This is a genomic window from Martinezella sp. CNPSo 3959 (assembly GCF_057784355.1).
Map to the genome: position 1 here is coordinate 214,412 of NZ_JBXSOV010000001.1, position 16,238 is coordinate 230,649.

The following is a 16,238-nucleotide window of genomic DNA, read 5'->3' on the forward strand; positions in this document are numbered from 1 at the left end:
ACGGTGGGAAGGAAATGAGGGGAACGTGTCGTCATCTGATGCGCCGACAGCCGGTGCACTATTGTCAGTACGCAAACTGACGAAACTCTTCGGCAGTTTTGCAGCCTGCAACGAAATCGATCTCGAAATTCAGCCAGGCGAAATTCACGCCCTTCTAGGCGAAAACGGCGCTGGAAAATCCACGCTGGTCAAGATGCTGTTCGGCGTGCTCGAACCGTCGCATGGGCAGATCGTCTGGCAGGGGCAGCCTGTGGCGATCGATGCGCCGGGCACGGCTCGCAAGCTCGGCATCGGCATGGTATTTCAGCATTTTTCTTTGTTCGAGGCGCTGACTGTCGCGGAAAATATAGCGCTCTCGCTCGACAACAATATCCCGCTTGCAAAAATTTCCGAGGAAGCCGCGAAGCTCTCTCACGCCTATGGCTTGCCGCTCGATCCGAATGCGCATGTGGCCGATCTCTCCGTCGGTGAACGCCAGCGCATCGAGATCGTTCGGGCGCTCCTGCAAAACCCTAAACTGATCATTCTCGACGAGCCCACCTCGGTTTTGACACCGCAGGAAGCTGATCGCCTTTTCGAAACCCTGTTTAAGTTGAGGGATGAGGGCCGCTCGGTGCTTTATATCAGCCACCGGCTTGAAGAAGTGCAGCGCATCTGCTCGCGCGCCACCGTCCTGCGTCACGGCAAGGTCACCGGCGCCTGCGATCCCAGGCAGGAAACGACCGGTTCGCTTGCCCGCATGATGGTCGGCAATGATGTCGCCAGCGTGCAGCACGAGGGGCTTGGCAATAAGGGGGATATTCTCCTGGAGATCGCGGGCCTCTCGGCACCGGCGCGAACCCCGTTTGCCATGGCGCTGAAGGACGTTTCCCTGCGCGTACGGGCCGGTGAGGTGTTGGCGATCGCCGGCGTTGCCGGTAACGGCCAGGGCGAATTGTTCGATGTCATTTCCGGCGAATACACGGTCCCCGCGGATGATCTCGTCCAGCTTCGCGGCAAGTCCGTCGGCACCAAGGGCATCAATGCGCGCCGGCTGATCGGCGCTGGCTTCGTGCCCGAGGAACGCCACGGCCATGCTGCGGTATCGACGTTGAAGTTGTCGGATAACCTCGTGCTTGCCCGGCATCAGTCGGATCGCAAGTCGTTCCTGGGTGGTGGCTTCTTCAATGTCATCAGGCACGGCGCGGTCAAGCAGGCGACGAAGCGCATCTGCGAGGCAATGGATGTGCGCAAGAGCGGCGAGGATCCGGCTGCCGGGGCGTTGTCCGGCGGTAATCTGCAGAAATTCATCGTCGGCCGAGAACTGGATCGCCAGCCGAGCGTGCTCGTCGTCAATCAACCGACCTGGGGCGTTGACGCCGGCGCCGCAAGCCGCATCCGCCAGGCACTGGTCGATCTCGCCCGCGACGGCTCGGCTGTGCTCGTCATCAGCCAGGATCTGGATGAGATTTTCGAAGTCGCGACCGATATTGCCGTCATCTCGGAAGGGCGTCTGTCGCCGTCCTATCCGGCCGGCGAGCTGACCCGCGAGAAGATTGGACTGCTGATGGGCGGTCTGCATGAATCGAAGACGCATTCGGAGCCTGCACATGCGCATTGAACTTGAAAAGCGCCCGCAGGTCTCCAAGCTGTTCGGCTTGCTATCGCCCCTGCTTGCTCTCGCATTGGCGTTGATCGCCGGCACCATCATGTTCGCCGTCATGGGCAACGATCCCGTCGAGGCACTCGATGCGTTCTTCGTGGAACCTCTGCTGGAGGTCTGGTCGCTGCACGAACTGGCGATCAAGGCCGGACCGCTGATCCTGATCGCCGTCGGCCTTTGCCTCTGTTATCGCTCCAACAACTGGAATATCGGCGCCGAAGGGCAGTTCACCATGGGCGCGATCGCCGGATCATTCATCCCGATCGTCTTCACCGATTGGCATTCGCCCGTGATCCTACCTTTGATGCTGATCGCCGGCGCCGTCGGCGGCGCGCTCTATGCCGCCATTCCGGCGCTCCTGAAGGCGCATTTCAATACCAACGAGATCCTGACAAGCCTGATGCTGGTCTATATCGCGCAGCTCTTCCTCGATTGGCTGTCGCGCGGGCCATGGCGCGATCCGCAGGGCCATAACTTTCCGCAGAGCATCGACTTTCCGCCGGAAGCGGTTTTGCCGGCGATCTGGGAGGATTCCGGGCGTGCGCATTGGGGCATCGTCTTCGCCGTGGTCGCGGCGATCCTTGCCTGGTTCATTATGAAATATACGCTGAAAGGCTTTGAGATAAGCGTGCTTGGACAGTCGGCGCGGGCAGGGCGCTTTGCCGGTTTTTCCTCGCGGAAAATGGTTTGGTTCGCCTTCCTTGTCTCCGGTGCACTCTCGGGACTGGCGGGCATATCTGAAGTTTCCGGTTCCATCGGCCATCTGCAGCCGGCGATTTCGCCGGGTTACGGCTTCACCGCCATCATCGTCGCCTTCCTAGCGCGCCTTAATCCGCTCGGAGCTATTCTCTCCGGCCTCGTATTGGCGCTGACCTACCTCGGCGGTGAAGCCGCGCAATTGTCTCCGGGGATATCAGCCAAGGCGGCCAGCGTTTTCCAGGGCCTCTTGCTATTTTTCGTGCTCTCCTGCGACACACTGATCTATTACAAAATCCGTGTGGTCTGGTCGCGGGTCCGTGGAGGTGCGGCATGAGTGTGTTTGAAGCCATCCTGCTCACCATCATCACCGCATCGACGCCGCTCGTCATCGCCGGCCTCGGCGAGCTGGTGGTGGAACGCTCCGGCGTCCTCAACCTCGGTGTCGAAGGCATGATGATCATCGGTGCGGTCGCCGCTTTTGTTGGGGCACAGATGAGCGGATCGCCCTATGTCGGCCTGCTGACCGGCATCATCGGGGGCGCGCTCTTCTCGCTGCTGTTTGGTTTTCTCACGCTGACGCTTGTTACGAACCAGGTCGCGACCGGCCTGGCGCTGACCATCCTTGGGCTCGGCCTTTCGGGCATGATCGGCGAAGGTTATGTCAGCGTGCCGGGCGTGCAGCTGCACGAGATCGTCTTTCCGCTGCTGTCGGACATACCGTTCCTCGGCCCGGTGCTGTTCAAGCAGGATCTGACCTTCTATCTGTCGATCGCGCTGCTCATCGGGGTCAACTGGTTCCTCTTCCGCAGCCGTGCCGGCCTGAAGCTGCGCGCCGTGGGTGACAGCCATGGCTCGGCCCATGCTCTCGGCATCGACGTCATCCGCACACGTTATCTCGCAGTCATGTTCGGCGGTGCCTGCGCAGGGCTTGCAGGCGCTCAGCTGTCGCTGGTCTACACTCCGCAATGGGTCGAGAACATGTCGGCCGGCCGCGGCTGGGTGACGCTGGCGCTCGTGGTCTTCGCATCCTGGCGGCCGATGCACGTTCTGGCTGGCGGCTATCTCTTTGGTGCCGTGACGATCCTGCAATTCCATGCGCAGGGCTTCGGCGTCGGCATTCCCTCGCAATTCCTGTCGATGCTGCCCTATGCGTCGACTATTGTGGTTCTCGTCATCATCTCTCAAAATCGCCGCGCGACCTTGATCAACACGCCAGCGTCGCTTGGCAAAGCCTTCGTTCCGGAGCGCTGATTGCAACAGCCGGACCGATTTCTGCAAAACATGTCAAACCAGTAGGGGTAACCATGAAAAAACTAGCACTCGCCCTCACAACGACAGCCGCCGCCATCGTTGGTTTCGCTGCCGCTGCTGAAGCAGCACCGACCAAGGTCTGCTTCGTCTATGTCGGTTCGCACACGGACGGCGGTTATTCGCAGGCGCACGATCTCGGCCGTCAGCAGATCCAGAAGGAATTCGGCAACAAGATCGAGACGCCCTATCTCGAAAACGTGCCGGAAGGCCCGGATGCCGAGCGCGCCATCGAGCGCCTTGCCCGTTCCGGCTGCTCGCTGATCTTCTCGACTTCGTTCGGCTTCATGGACGCGACCGTCAAGGTTGCCGCCAAGTTCCCGAAGGTGAAGTTCGAGCATGCGACCGGGTTCAAGAGCGGCCCGAATCTCGCAACCTACAACTCGCGCTTCTATGAAGGCCGCTATATCCTCGGCCAGATCGCCGCCAAGACATCGAAGAATCATGGTGCCGCCTACATCGCTTCCTTCCCGATTCCGGAAGTGGTGATGGGCATCAACTCCTTCGAACAGGGCGCCCGCTCCATCGATCCGAGCTTCAAGCTGAAGGTGGTATGGGTTAACACCTGGTTCGACCCGGGCAAGGAAGCCGATGCCGCCAAGGCTATGGTCGACCAGGGTGTCGATATTCTGACGCAGCACACCGATACGACGGCGCCGATGCAGGTGGCTGAAGAGCGCGGCATCCACGCTTTCGGTCAGGCTTCCGACATGATCAAGGCGGGCCCGAAGGCGCAGTTGACGGCGATCATCGACACCTGGGGTAACTACTACTCCAAGCGCGTTCATGCACTGCTCGATGGCACTTGGAAGTCCGAGCAGAGCTGGGACGGCCTGAAGGACGGCATCCTGAAGATGGGCGACTATACGAATATGCCTGACGACGTGAAGAAGATGGCTCAGGAAACCCAAGCCAAGATCAAGTCAGGCGAGCTTGCTCCCTTCACCGGCCCCATCAACAAACAGGACGGTACTCCCTGGCTTAAGGCCGGCGAAAAGGCCGATGACGGCACGTTGCTCGGCATGAACTTCTACATCGAAGGCGTAGACGACAAGCTGCCGGCTTCTAAGTAAGCACGAGAAATAGTTTAAGTTGAGAAGGGGCGTTCAAAACGCCCCTTTTTGTTGCGCTGCAACATCGAATGCTGATTTACAAAAGTATTACTATATGATTTTTAAACCTTGGCCTGAGGAAATGGCCTTTGGGAGGAAATCATGAAGTTGAAGACTGCACTGATCAGTGCGACGATGCTCGCTGCCTGCATGTTCACATCGGCATCGGCTAAAGACCTGGTCGTCGGATTCTCGCAAATCGGTTCGGAGTCTGGTTGGCGTGCGGCCGAAACGACGCTGACGAAGCAGGAAGCCAAGAAGCGCGGCATCGATCTGAAGTTCGCCGATGCGCAGCAGAAGCAGGAAAACCAGATCAAGGCGATCCGGTCCTTCATCGCGCAAGGCGTTGATGCGATCCTGCTGGCACCGGTCGTCGAGACCGGCTGGGATGCTGTCCTGAAGGAAGCCAAGGAAGCCAAGATCCCGGTCATTCTGCTGGACCGCACGGTTGCTGCACCGAAGGACCTTTATCTGACAGCTGTCACGTCCGACCTGGTTCATGAAGGCAAGGTCGCCGGTGACTGGCTTGTAAAGACGGTCGGCGACAAGAAGTGCAACATCGTCGAGCTGCAGGGCACGACCGGCTCCTCGCCGGCCATCGCCCGCAAGAAGGGCTTCGAGGAAGCCATCAAGGGTCACGACAACCTGAAGATCGTTCGTAGCCAGACCGGCGATTTCACCCGCGCCAAGGGCAAGGAAGTCATGGAAAGCTTCCTGAAGGCTGAAAACGGCGGCAAGGATATCTGCGCGCTCTACGCCCATAACGACGATATGGCCGTCGGCGCTATTCAGGCGATCAAGGAAGCTGGCCTGAAGCCGGGCAAGGACATCCTGACCGTGTCGATCGATTCGGTTCCGGATCTCTTCAAGGCCATGGCTGCCGGTGAGGCGAACGCAACCGTTGAACTGACGCCGAACATGGCAGGTCCTGCCTTCGACGCGCTCGATGCCTATTTGAAGACCAAGAAAGAGCCGCCGAAGTGGATCCAGACGGAATCCAAGCTCTATACCCAGGCGGATGATCCGCAGAAGGTCTACGAGCAGAAGAAGGACCTCGGCTACTAAGACGAAAGCCCATCGCATCGGATCGGCAATGCCGCGCCGGTGCGATATCCTGTGCAAGATGCCGGCGCACCCACGGAATGCGCCGGCTATCGCTTTCGCAATTTGATTCATTCCAAGGAAATTCGCGCTTCATGGCTCACGACGTAGAGCGACTTCTGACGGCGACAGGTTTTTGTAAGTATTTCCCCGGTTCGACCGCTCTCGATCATGTCGATTTCACATTGATGCGCGGCGAGGTCCATGCGCTTCTCGGCGAGAACGGTGCCGGAAAATCGACCCTGATCAAATGCATGACCGGCGCCTATCGCCGCGATGCGGGTGCCCTGGTTCTCGATGGGGCCGAGATCGATCCGCATGATACGCTTGCCGCTCAGAAGCTCGGTATTGGAACCGTCTACCAGGAAGTGAACCTGCTACCCAATCTGAGCGTTGCGGAAAACTTGTTTCTGGGCCGTCAGCCGCGGCGATTCGGGATGGTCAGCAGCCGCGTCATGAATAAGATGGCCAGAGATCTGCTGTCGCAATATGGCCTGGATATCGATGTCAGCCGTCAGCTCGATCGCTTTTCGGTCGCCATTCAGCAGGTGATCGCCATCGCTCGCGCGGTCGACCTTTCCGGCAAGGTCCTCATTCTCGATGAGCCCACTGCGAGCCTGGATACGCATGAAGTCGAGATGCTGTTCGGCATCGTCAGGCGATTGAAACAGCGCGGGCTGGGAATTGTCTTCATCACGCATTTCCTGGAGCAGGTTTACGAAATCTGCGATCGCATTACCGTTCTCCGCAATGGCCGGCTGGTCGGCACGCGCGATGCGAAGGGTCTTCCTCGGCAGACCCTGATCGCCATGATGCTCGGCCGCGAACTCGCCGAGACGGAAAGTACGATAAAGCAGAGCGAGACGGAAAGCGGCCCGGTCAGATATCACTTCACGAACTTCGGCAAGCGCGGCAAGATCAAGCCGTTCGACATGGAGGTGCGCGTCGGCGAAGTAGTCGGCATTGCCGGCCTGCTTGGCTCAGGGCGCACAGAAACTGCCGAAGTGCTCTTCGGCGTCGAGCGCGCCGACAGCGGCGAGGCGAAAATCGAAGGCAAGACCATTGCGCTTTCCAGCCCGCGCGCGGCGATCAAGAGCGGCTTCGGCTTCTGCCCGGAAGACCGCAAGACCGATGGGATCATCGGTGATCTCTCCATTCGCGAAAATATCGTTATGGCGCTGCAGGCAAGGCGGGGCTGGGCAAGGCCCTTGCCGCGCAGCGAGCAGAACGCCATCGCCGATCGCTATATCAAGGCGTTGGATATCCGCACGACCGATCGAGAAAAGCCGATCAGGCTGCTTTCAGGCGGTAACCAGCAGAAGGCGATCCTTGCTCGATGGCTGGCGACCAATCCGAGCTTCCTCATCCTGGATGAGCCGACGCGCGGCATCGATGTCGGTGCCCATGCGGAAATCATCCGGTTGATCGAGGATCTTTGCCGGCAGGGAATGTCCCTGGTAGTCATTTCATCCGAACTTGAGGAGCTTGTCGCCTATAGTTCGCGCGTCATCGTCCTGCGTGATCGCGAACATATTGCCGAGTTGGCCGGAAGTGAGATCACGGCCGGAAATATCGTCGAGGCCATCGCCACGGCACAAAAGACGCGGGAGGACGCATGAGCTCGCCAATCAAAACCTCCTTGCTTCGGCTGATGCCTCAGCTCATTGCACTCGCGGTTATTCTTCTCTTGAATTTCATAATGTTCCCGCATTTCTTTCATCTGGAAGTTCAGAATGGAAGACTCTACGGGAGCTTGGTGGACGTACTCAATCGTGGTGCGCCCGTAGCGCTGCTTGCCATCGGCATGACGCTGGTCATCGCCACGAAAGGCATCGATCTGTCCGTCGGCGCGGTCATCGCCATCTGCGGTGCTGTTGCGGCTTCCTCAATCGTTGCCGGCTACTCGCTTTCCTATACGCTGTTGTTGACGATTGGCGTCGGTCTGGCATGTGGGCTCTGGAACGGTTTCCTCGTCGCCGTACTCGATATCCAGCCGATCATCGCAACGCTGGTGCTGATGGTGGCGGGCCGCGGCATTGCGCAATTGATCACTGAGGGCGCGATCCTCACCTTCAACAATGACGGACTGATCTTTCTTGGCAGCGGCTCGTTCGTTGCCCTGCCGATGCCGGTGGTGATCTGGCTTGTCGCTGCGCTTTTGGTGATCGCTTTGGTCCGGCGCACGGCTCTCGGAATGTTGGTCGAAGCCATCGGCATCAATCGCCGGGCAAGCACCTTGTCCGGTATCCGGACCCCGGTCCTGCTGATTGCGGTTTACGCATTGAGCGGCCTTTGTGCCTCCATCGCGGGCATCATCGTTACGGCCGACATCAAGGGTGCGGACGCCAATAATGCCGGTCTGTGGCTTGAGCTGGATGCGATCCTTGCGGTCGTGGTTGGCGGCAATTCGCTGCTCGGTGGTCGTTTCAGCATCGTCGGTTCGCTGATCGGCGCAATGATCATTCAATCGGTCAATACAGGCATCCTGCTCTCCGGCTTTCCGCCGGAATTCAATCTGGTGATCAAGGCGATTATCGTCATCGTCATTCTGGTCATCCAGTCTCCGGCGGTTCAATCCGCCACGTCATTCTTCTGGCGTCGCCGAGACGAGGGGCAGATGGTGCAAAAGGAGCAGGCAAAGTGAATTCGAAATATCTTCCGCTGCTTGCGACGATCCTCATCTTCATTCTGGCCTATATCGCCTGCGTGACGCAGTATCCGAATATGCTGTCGACGCGGGTGATGGGCAACCTGTTGACCGATAACGCATTTTTGGGAATTGCCGCTGTAGGCATGACCTTCGTCATCATCTCGGGCGGCATCGATCTGTCCATCGGCTCGATCATTGCCTTTACCGGGGTTTTCCTGGCTGTCATTCTGCGCGATACGGCGATCCACCCGTTGATCGCGTTCGTTCTTGCTCTTGTCATCACGACGATTTTTGGCGCCGGCATGGGTGCCATCATTCACTATCTCAGTATGCCGCCTTTCATCGTGACGCTGGCCGGCATGTTTCTGGCGCGGGGCATCGCCTTCGTGCTGTCGATCGACAGCATTCCGATCGAGCATGATTTCTACTCCCAGCTCAACGACCTCTATTGGCTGATGCCTGGCGGCGGCCGGCTGACATTGATCGGCGGCCTCATGCTGCTCGTCTTTGCCGGCGGCATTGTGCTGGCGCAGCGCACCCGCTTCGGCGCCAATGTCTATGCTCTCGGTGGCGGCGCTCAAACGGCGGTGCTGATGGGCGTGCCTGTCGGCAAGACGACAATCCAGATCTATGCCCTTTCTGGATTTCTTGCTGGCCTATCCGGAATCGTTTTTTCTATCTATACATCTGCCGGATACTCGCTTGCCACGGTCGGCGTCGAACTCGATGCGATCGCTGCTGTGGTCATAGGGGGAACACTGCTGACGGGAGGAGCGGGGTTCGTCGGGGGAACACTCATCGGAATTCTCATACAGGGCTTGATTCAGACCTACATCACCTTCGATGGAACCCTTTCCAGCTGGTGGACGAAGATATTGATCGGCTTGCTGCTGTTTGCCTTTATTCTGATGCAGAAGGGACTTCTGCTGCTTTCCCGCTTGAACCGACGATATGTCTGAGGGAGGGACAGAGCTCTTGCGAAACCGAATGCTTGAGACCGGAAAAACCGAGGGAAAATCTCGCACGAGCCACGCTCAGGTGGTCGATGAGTTGGGCAAGGCGATCGTCTCGGGTGCATTTCCGATCGGAAGCATTCTTCCCGGTGACAGCGAGCTTCTGCAACGGTTCAAGGTATCCCGCACGGTTCTGCGCGAAAGCATGAAGACTTTGGCCGCAAAAGGGCTGGTGGTGCCGCGTGCGCGCGTCGGCACGCGCGTGACCGAGAAGATCCATTGGAACATGTTCGATAATGAAGTGCTCAATTGGCATTTCGAAAGCGGCGTCAACAAGGAATTTCTTCTTCATCTTTACGATATACGCATGGCGTTCGAGCCTTTCGCCGCGAGTCTGGTGGCGAAAAGGGCCAGCCGTGAGGACATCGAACTGCTTCGCAATCTTGCTGCCGCCATGGCAGCGCCGCACCATACTTCCGATAGCCTCGCAGTCGCCGATTTGCATTTTCACTTGGCAATTACTGAGGCTTCGCAAAATCCGTTCATGCGGTCGCTGGGTGGGCTTATCAAAGCCGCACTGGTGGGCATGTTCCGCATGAGCGCGCCGCCGTCTACCAATGGTTTCGCCAATATTGCGGACACGCATATGGCGATAGTGGACGCGATAGCGGCGCGTGACAGCCTTTCCGCTCATAAGGCGATGGAATTTGTGATCATCGATGGGCGTCAGCATGTCCTCGAAGCTTTCGAGGCTCTCGCCGAGGCCTAAAGGTCGCCTTGAATTTCGCCGTAGTTCATCGCTCGACTTGTTGATATGAGGGGAGTCGCTCGGCCTGTGCCGACGCCTGACCGTATATCTCGGAGCCTGAAATGGAACGCAGCTGCCTCGCCATCATCCTCGCCGCCGGTGACAGTACCCGCATGAAGTCAGCGATGTCGAAGGTCCTGCATCCGATTGCCGGGCGCCCGATGATTGCCCATGTCATGGATGCGATCTCCAAGACCGGGATTTCGGCGGCGGCGCTGGTTGTCGGGCGCAATGCGGATGAGGTCAGCGCGGCAGCGTCGATCGGCGGCATCACCATCGAATCCTATCTTCAGAAGGAACGTCTCGGCACGGGTCATGCCGTGCTGGCGGCGCGCGAGGCGATTGCCCGTGGATATGACGATATTATTGTTGCCTACGGAGACGTCCCTCTGCTGACCGATGTGCCGCTTCGTGCCGCCCGCCAGGGACTGGCCGATGGTAACGACATCGTCGTCATCGGGTTTCATACGGAACATCCCAACGCCTATGGCCGATTGCTGGTCAAGGATGGCGAGCTGATCGCCATTCGAGAAGCCAAGGATGCAACCGATGCCGAACTCGCGATAAAATGGTGCAATAGCGGACTGATGGCGATCAACGGCCGCAAGGCGCTGGAGCTTCTCGACCGCATCGGCAACAACAATGCCAAGGGCGAATATTACCTCACCGATCTCGTCGAGATCGCCCGCTCGCTTGGCGGACGCGCCGTTGCTGTCGATGCGCCCGAAGTCGAGATGACCGGCTGCAACAACCGCGCCGAACTTGCCTTCATCGAGCGCCTCTGGCAGGAGCGCCGCCGGCATGAGGTGATGCTGTCGGGCGTGACCATGATAGCGCCGGAAACCGTTTTCCTCGCCTATGACACCGTGATCGGCCAGGATGCGCTGATCGAGCCGAATGTTGTCTTCGGTCCGGGTGCGGTCATCGAGGGAGGCGCAGTCATTCATGCCTTCTCGCACATCGAGGGTGCCCATGTCAGTGCTGGAGCGACAGTCGGACCTTTTGCACGGCTGCGCCCGGGCGCCGATCTCGCCGGTGGCGCCAAGGTCGGCAATTTCTGCGAAGTCAAGAACGGCAAGATCGGCGAGGGCGCCAAGGTCAATCATCTGACCTATATCGGTGATGCGACGATCGGAGCCGGCAGCAATATCGGCGCGGGTACGATCACTTGCAATTATGATGGCGTCAACAAGCATGAAACGTATATCGGCGCCAATGCTTTCGTCGGTTCCAATTCGTCGCTGGTTGCGCCCATCCGCATCGGCGACGGCGCATATATTGCTTCCGGCAGTGTCATCACCGAGGATGTTCCGGCCGATGCGCTGGCCTTCGGCCGGGCTCGCCAGGAAATAAAGCCGGAGCGGGCCAAGGTGATCCGCGAGCGAGCCCTTGCCATCAAGGCAGCGAAAAAGGGCGGCCACTAAGACTCGTGCGTTGACGTAACGGTCCGAAATCGAAAGTGACCGTGGTTGCAATTGAGAAAATTGCAGGAATGATTAGGACTTGCCTTCATATCTGAGGCCAGACGGAGAGCTGTATGTGCGGTATTGTTGGGATCGTCGGAACGAAGCCTGTGGCGGAGCGTTTGGTGGACGCGCTGCGGCGGCTCGAGTACCGCGGCTATGATTCGGCTGGAGTCGCGACGATCCATGACGGCGTGATGGATCGCCGCCGCGCGGAAGGAAAGCTCTTCAATCTGGAGAAGCGGCTGGAGACGGATCCTCTGCCAGGCACGACGGGCATTGCACACACACGCTGGGCAACCCACGGTGTTCCGAATGAAACCAATGCCCACCCGCATTTCGTGGAAGGCGTTGCCGTCGTCCATAACGGGATCATCGAAAACTTCTCCGAGCTGCGCGAAGAGCTGAAGGCCGAAGGGCAGGAATTTGCCTCGCAGACGGATACGGAAGTCGTCGCCCATCTTCTGGCCAAATATGTCCGCGAGGGCTTGGACGCACGTACAGCCATGCTGAAAATGCTGAACCGCGTGACCGGCGCCTACGCATTGGCCGTGATGTTCCAGAATGATCCCGGCACGCTGATTGCGGCGCGTTCCGGTCCGCCGCTTGCCGTCGGTTACGGCAAGGGCGAAATGTTCCTCGGTTCGGATGCGATAGCCCTTGCGCCCTTCACCAATGAGATCAGCTATCTCGTCGACGGCGACTGCGCCATCGTCACCCATGCCGGCGCGACCATTCTCGATTTCAGCGGCGCGGAAGTGAGCCGACCGCGGCAGATCTCACAGGCGACGGCCTATGTGGTGGACAAGGGCAATCACCGTCACTTCATGGAAAAGGAAATCTACGAGCAGCCGGAAGTCATTTCCCACGCGCTCAGTCACTATGTCGATTTCGCCAGCTATCGCGTGCGCCCGGATGTCTCGGCCATCGATTTCGGCGGGGTTTCCGGTCTTGCGATATCAGCCTGCGGCACCGCCTATCTCGCCGGCTTGGTGGGTAAATATTGGTTCGAGCGCTATGCGCGGCTGCCGGTCGAAATCGATGTTGCCTCCGAGTTCCGCTATCGCGAAATGCCACTGTCGCCGTCGCAGGCGGCCCTGTTTATCTCGCAGTCCGGCGAGACCGCGGATACCTTGGCTTCGCTGCGCTATTGCCGGGATAACGGCCTGAAAATCGGTGCTGTCGTCAATGTGAGGGAATCGACCATCGCGCGCGAATCCGATGCCGTGTTTCCGATCCTAGCCGGCCCGGAAATCGGTGTCGCCTCGACGAAGGCTTTCACCTGCCAGCTTGCCGTTCTCGCCTCGCTGGCGATTGGAGCAGGCGTCGCTCGAGGTACCATCAGCGCCGAAAATGAACAGGAAATGGTGCGCCATCTCGTCGAGATGCCGCGTATCATGGCGAATGTTCTGAATATCATCCAGCCGCAGATGGAAAGCCTGTCGCGCGAGATCTCAAAGTTCAAGGATGTGCTCTATCTCGGCCGCGGCACCAGCTTCCCGCTTGCCATGGAAGGCGCGCTGAAGCTCAAGGAGATTTCCTACATCCACGCAGAGGGCTATGCGGCCGGCGAATTGAAGCATGGGCCGATTGCGCTGATCGACGAGAACATGCCCGTTATCGTCATCGCTCCGCATGACCGCTTCTTCGATAAGACCGTTTCCAACATGCAGGAAGTTGCGGCTCGTGGCGGTCGAATCATCTTCATCACGGATGAAATTGGCGCGGCCGCATCGACATTGCCGACCATGGCGACCATTACCTTGCCCATCGTGGACGAGATCATCGCGCCGATCATCTTTTCGCTGCCGATTCAATTGCTTGCCTATCATACGGCCGTGTTCATGGGCACGGATGTCGATCAGCCCCGCAATCTCGCCAAGTCGGTCACCGTGGAATAAGATTCCTTCCGCCGCGCATTCGCCGTCACGTCCTCGTGAGTCGATCGCTTGTTCGGCTCACAGACGCGGCTGCCGGGTTGTATGCCGCGCCAATTTCTGGCACGATTCGCCCACGGAGATGGTGGGGAGGGTTTGCCGGGAAGCGGTAGCGACGGGACGGAGTTTTCGAGCGGCGAATGACTGAAAAACTCATCAAAATGTCCGTGACGACGCGGATCAGAAACAATTTCCTGGCCGGCCTGATTATCTGTGCCCCGATCGCCATTACACTATGGCTGACTTGGTCCGTCGTCCATTGGGCCGATAGCTGGGTTCGCCCCTATATTCCCGCGCGCTACGATCCCGAGAGCTATCTGAACTTCGCTGTGCCCGGTACGGGCCTGGTGATTGCGATGATCTTCATCACGATTGTCGGCTTTCTGGCCAAGAACCTGATCGGTCAGAGCATCGTCCGTTTCGGTGAGTCGATCGTCAATCGCGTGCCGCTGGTGCGAACCATTTACAAGAGCGTCAAGCAGATCTTCGAGACAGTGCTGAAGGAGCAGGGCACATCCTTCAAGAAGGTGGGGCTGATCGAATATCCAAGCCCCGGCCTCTGGTCTATGGTCTTCATATCGACGGATGCCAAGGGCGAGATCGCTTCGAAATTCAATGCCATGGGTCAGGACATGGTGGCGGTTTTCCTGCCGCCGACGCCGGTGCCGACGGCCGGCTTCCTTGTCTTCGTTCCGCGCGAAAAGATCACGGTGCTCGATATGAGCCCTGAAGATGGCGCTAAGCTGCTGATCTCAGGCGGCCTTGTGTCGCCGGAATACAAGGAACTAGTCGCAGCCAAGAAACTGCAGCAGCCGATTCCGATGGACTCCTTGAGCTAGAATTGCTCATCTTCCAATGGTTGGATCAATAGCTTCGCGTTTTGCGCGAATTGTCATGCCTCTATCATATTGACGCCTTAGATCGTCAGTCGGGGCAGATAATCGCATGTATCTCAGCATCGAATGTTCGGGGCACCGGCGCCGGACTGCAGTTCTTAGCGCGGTCCGAAAACGCGCCGGAGATAAATGCCATTGTCTCCGCAAATGTTTTCATCAGGAGGATATTGTCTTGAGCTATATGCGTTCGAAGAGCTTGCCGCTGCTGTCGGCGGCGCTTGCCACATTTGTTTTCACGGCTCCGATGCCGGCGCTGGCGGATAATTCCGTGACGGTCGAAGGCGTGACGCTCGTCAACAAGGGCCGCGTCGCGGTCGGCCGCATCCCGGCCAATCTGCGCGATAAGTTCGGCGAGACCTTCGGTTCCGGTTCGGGCATGTCGATCGATACCAAGAGCTGGGTTCGCAATGCCGATGGCACCTACAACGGCTCGCTATGGCTGCTGCCGGACCGCGGCTATAATGTCGCCGGAACCACGGATTACCGCGGGCGTCTCAACACCATCGATATCAAGCTGACGCCGGTTGCCCCCGGTGCAACACCTCCAGCCGGCCAGGAACAGTCGGGCGTCGAAGCCAAGCTCGTGGATACGCTGCTGTTGAAAGACAACAAAGGCAACGAAACCACTGGCCTTGATCCAGCCAACAGCGTTCGCCAGGCGGAAGGCGGCATGCCGCTTTTGCCGCAAGCACCGAACGGCAAGATCTCGCTCGATAACGAAGCCATTGCCCGACTGCCCGATGGTTCGATGTTCATCAGCGATGAATACGGTCCCTATATCTACCGTTTCTCGGCGGATGGGCTGATGATCTCGGCTACGGCACCGCCGGCCGCGTTTCTGCCGATCCGCCACGGCGCAGTGAATTTCTCCTCGAACAATCCAGGCCCGGGCGAAGCCGCGCCCGATCCGAAGGATCCGACCAGCGGACGCCAAAATAATCAGGGCTTCGAGGGCATGTCTCTGACCCCGGACGGCAAGTTCCTGATCGTGGTGCTCCAGTCCGCAACCCGCCAGGATGGCGGCGATTCCAGCTCCACGCGCCAGAATACCCGCGCGCTGGTTTATGATGCCGCCGACCCTGCAAATCTGAAGCTGGTGCACGAATATGTTGTGCCTCTGCCGGTCTTCACCAATGACAAGGGCAAGACGGCTGTCGCCGCCCAAAGCGAAATCGTGGCGCTCTCACCGACAAGCTTCCTGATGCTGGCGCGCGATAGCAACAATGGCTACGGCCAGAAGGGCGATAAGTCGCTCTATCGCAGCGTTGTGGCTGTCGATGTTTCCGCTGCCACCGATATTGCCGGCGGCAAGTTCGACGGCGATGCAGCGGTCGCGCCGAAGGGCGTTCTTGATCCTTCGGTAAAGCCTGCGGCGGTCAGCAATTTCATCGATATCAACGACAGCGCCGATCTAGCGCGCTTTGGTTTGCATAACGGCGCACCGAACGACCGCAACAACCTCTCGGAAAAGTGGGAGGCCATGTCGATCGTCAGCGTTCAGGATCCGAAGCTGCCGGACGATTACTTCCTGTTTGTCGCCAACGACAACGACTTCATCACCCAGGATGGTTTCCAGGTCGGCGCTGCTTACAAGGATGATAGCGGCGCCGATGTCGATACCATGTTCCAGGTATTCCAGGTTACCATTCCGGGCCTTGCCGCCAAGTGA

General features: G+C 58.7%; 13 protein-coding genes. All 13 read left to right on the plus strand.

Translation table 11 applies throughout. The annotated features are described in order from the left end of the window. Nucleotides 1-25 precede the first annotated feature (25 nt). Nucleotides 26-1,600, plus strand: coding sequence for an ABC transporter ATP-binding protein (locus tag AC13RE_RS01140; RefSeq protein ID WP_488561658.1), 1,575 nt, complete (start codon nt 26-28; stop codon nt 1,598-1,600). Next, on the plus strand, nt 1,590-2,675 hold the full coding sequence (locus AC13RE_RS01145; protein ID WP_488561659.1) for an ABC transporter permease: 1,086 nt from the start codon (nt 1,590-1,592) through the stop codon (nt 2,673-2,675). The genes AC13RE_RS01140 and AC13RE_RS01145 overlap by 11 nt, the downstream gene beginning before the upstream one ends. Further along, the gene (locus AC13RE_RS01150) at nt 2,672-3,592 is read left to right on the plus strand and encodes an ABC transporter permease (RefSeq protein WP_488561660.1); all 921 of its coding nucleotides are present in this window, start codon (nt 2,672-2,674) and stop codon (nt 3,590-3,592) included. The genes AC13RE_RS01145 and AC13RE_RS01150 overlap by 4 nt, the downstream gene beginning before the upstream one ends. A gap of 53 nt (nt 3,593-3,645) precedes the next feature. Further along, nucleotides 3,646-4,722, plus strand: a complete 1,077-nt coding sequence (locus tag AC13RE_RS01155; RefSeq protein ID WP_488561661.1) for a BMP family ABC transporter substrate-binding protein — start codon at nt 3,646-3,648, stop codon at nt 4,720-4,722. 141 nt (nt 4,723-4,863) lie between these two features. Further along, nucleotides 4,864-5,826, plus strand: a complete 963-nt coding sequence (gene ytfQ, locus AC13RE_RS01160; RefSeq protein WP_112338366.1) for a galactofuranose ABC transporter, galactofuranose-binding protein YtfQ — start codon at nt 4,864-4,866, stop codon at nt 5,824-5,826. Between the two features lie 131 nt (nt 5,827-5,957). Next, nucleotides 5,958-7,481 (plus strand): galactofuranose ABC transporter, ATP-binding protein YtfR, encoded by a 1,524-nt coding sequence (gene ytfR / locus AC13RE_RS01165; RefSeq protein ID WP_488484946.1) that lies wholly within the window; start codon nt 5,958-5,960, stop codon nt 7,479-7,481. Then, entirely contained in the window at nt 7,478-8,506 is a 1,029-nt protein-coding gene (locus tag AC13RE_RS01170) for an ABC transporter permease (protein WP_112338368.1), read from the plus strand. The genes ytfR and AC13RE_RS01170 overlap by 4 nt, the downstream gene beginning before the upstream one ends. Then, nucleotides 8,503-9,471, plus strand: a complete 969-nt coding sequence (gene yjfF / locus AC13RE_RS01175; RefSeq protein WP_132716551.1) for a galactofuranose ABC transporter, permease protein YjfF — start codon at nt 8,503-8,505, stop codon at nt 9,469-9,471. Before AC13RE_RS01170 ends, yjfF begins: the two co-directional genes overlap by 4 nt. A gap of 28 nt (nt 9,472-9,499) precedes the next feature. Beyond that, nucleotides 9,500-10,234 carry a FadR/GntR family transcriptional regulator gene (locus AC13RE_RS01180; protein WP_488484948.1) on the plus strand — a complete coding sequence of 245 codons (735 nt, stop codon included), beginning with the start codon at nt 9,500-9,502 and terminating at the stop codon, nt 10,232-10,234. A 101-nt stretch (nt 10,235-10,335) separates the two neighbouring features. Beyond that, nucleotides 10,336-11,697, plus strand: a complete 1,362-nt coding sequence (glmU, locus tag AC13RE_RS01185) for a bifunctional UDP-N-acetylglucosamine diphosphorylase/glucosamine-1-phosphate N-acetyltransferase GlmU (RefSeq protein WP_488561662.1) — start codon at nt 10,336-10,338, stop codon at nt 11,695-11,697. Between the two features lie 113 nt (nt 11,698-11,810). Continuing rightward, on the plus strand, nt 11,811-13,637 hold the full coding sequence (gene glmS, locus AC13RE_RS01190) for a glutamine--fructose-6-phosphate transaminase (isomerizing) (protein ID WP_488561663.1): 1,827 nt from the start codon (nt 11,811-11,813) through the stop codon (nt 13,635-13,637). A 176-nt stretch (nt 13,638-13,813) separates the two neighbouring features. Beyond that, the gene (locus tag AC13RE_RS01195) at nt 13,814-14,512 is read left to right on the plus strand and encodes a DUF502 domain-containing protein (RefSeq protein WP_488561664.1); all 699 of its coding nucleotides are present in this window, start codon (nt 13,814-13,816) and stop codon (nt 14,510-14,512) included. Between the two features lie 238 nt (nt 14,513-14,750). Beyond that, complete coding sequence (locus AC13RE_RS01200; protein ID WP_488562523.1) at nt 14,751-16,238, plus strand: esterase-like activity of phytase family protein; 1,488 nt, start codon at nt 14,751-14,753, stop codon at nt 16,236-16,238.